General features: G+C 68.0%; 2 protein-coding genes. Both read left to right on the top strand.

Annotated features, from left to right (window positions below):
• The first annotated feature begins 162 nt into the window (after positions 1–162).
• Positions 163–354, top strand: a complete 192-nt coding sequence (locus OU415_RS38125) for a hypothetical protein (RefSeq protein WP_270954674.1) — start codon at positions 163–165, stop codon at positions 352–354.
• A gap of 102 nt (positions 355–456) precedes the next feature.
• A complete protein-coding gene (locus OU415_RS38130; protein WP_270954676.1) occupies positions 457–1,860 on the top strand; it encodes a cell division protein FtsK in 1,404 nt (467 codons plus the stop codon).
• The last annotated feature ends 5 nt before the right edge of the window (positions 1,861–1,865 follow it).

The following is a 1,865-nucleotide window of genomic DNA, read 5'->3' on the forward strand; positions in this document are numbered from 1 at the left end:
GAACATCGCGGAGCCCTCGCGAGAGGACGTCGGCTGGCAGGTGCCCTCCACTGAAGAGGTGGAGGCCGCGCACTACGGGGCGGTGGAGCAGCTCAACACGCTGCACGGCTCCACGGTCAAGTGGGAAAAGGAACTCGTCTCGCGTGGATGGAGGGTCTAACGATGGCGCGCAGGCACCAGATCGATGCCGTGATCGAGGACATCGACAAGGCCATGACCAAGCTCCGCGACGCGATGGCCGGACTCCAGGTCCGCACGGCCGGGTTCAAGAAGGAGCACGACGAGTTGGCCCGCAAGGTGGCCGACTACAAGGTTGATCTCGAAGACGTCGCCCCCTACATCAAGGCCACCTAGGGGGCGACACGCACCACCTCACCCCCGACGGGCTCGGCTGCCATCTCCGGTAGCCGAGCCCGTTTTTGTGTCCGCTGAAGGCATTTCAGGAGTTGATCACTTATGGGCAAGGACTCTCGCCGCAAGGGCATCGAGTGGCGCGCGGCCGGCTGGATGGCCCGTCACCCCGCTATGACCACCGCCCCGGCCGTGCTGGGCACGAGCATGGTTGAGTTCGGCCCGGTCACCACCGCCAGTGTCCTGGCCGGGGTCGGCGCAGCGGGCCTGTCTTGGTACCGCGGGCACCCGGCGACCTTCGACCGCCACGCCGCGCCGTGGATGAGGGCGTTCCGGCAACGCTGGGTCCGCTACATCGGCAGACGCTGGCGTGGGCTGATGATCGACTGCGAGTTCGGGCGGGAGAATCGCCGCACCGGTCACGTCGAGGTCCCCCGCCTCCTGCGGGTCCGCTCGGCGTCTCCGTCGATCGACACCCTCTACATCAAGCCGCTTCGCGGGCAGTCGTTCAAGCGGTTCCAGGACGCCCAGGACGAGCTGGCGATGGCGCTGCGGGCCGACGCGCTCGGGGTCACCAAGGTCAAGCCCGGCGTGATCGCGCTGACCGTGGTCCGCGGCAACCCCTTCACCGACATCGTGGCCCCCGCGGAGATCCCCGCCGATGCCGCCGACGTGGACCTCTCGGCGATCTACATGGGCGAGGACGAGCACGGCAACGACTGGACCGAACCGTTCATCGGCGGCAAGCACCTGCTCGTGTGCGGCGCGACCGGCTCGGGCAAGGACTCGCTGATCTGGAACCCGCTTCGGGCGATGGGTCCGGCGATCCGCGACGGCCTGGTGCAGGTGGACTTCCTTGACCTCAAGGGGGGCATGACCGCCGGCAGCCACCGGCAGTTCTTCCACCGCTACGCCGATGACCCCGACGAGGGTCTGAAGGTCATCGAGGCCTTCCGTGACGACATGAAGGCCACCCAGCGCCACCTGGCGGCCGAGGGCCTGCGGAACTTCACCGTCAGCCGCGAAACCCCGTTCCGGCTGCTGATGATCGACGAGCTGGCCATGATGACCGCCCTCGGCAGCTCCGGCACCACCCGCGCGGCGATCAAGCTCATGGCCGAGGTCATGACCCAGGGCCGCGCCCCCGGGTTCGGGCTCTGCGCCTACGTGCAGGAGCCCACCAAGGACATCGTCCCGGTTCGGGACCTGTTCACCGGCCGGGTGTGCCTACGCACCACGGCGGAGAACCACCCCGACATGGTCCTGGGTGAGGGCATGCGCCAACGGGGTGCCCTGGCCGATGAGATCCCGGCTGATGACGAGCACGCCGGTATCGGGTTCCGCGTGGACAAGTACACCCGCCGTCCCGTTCGGGTCCGTGCTGGATACGCCACCGACGAGGACATCTCCGAACTCGTCCGCACCTGCACCCCGGACCCGGCCAGCCAGTCCAACGTCATCCAGTTCCGCCGCGACGAGGACACCGACGAAGACGAGCAGGCTGCCTGAAAACC

The sequence above is a fragment of the Saccharopolyspora oryzae genome (assembly GCF_027853915.1).
Classification (GTDB): domain Bacteria; phylum Actinomycetota; class Actinomycetes; order Mycobacteriales; family Pseudonocardiaceae; genus Saccharopolyspora; species Saccharopolyspora oryzae.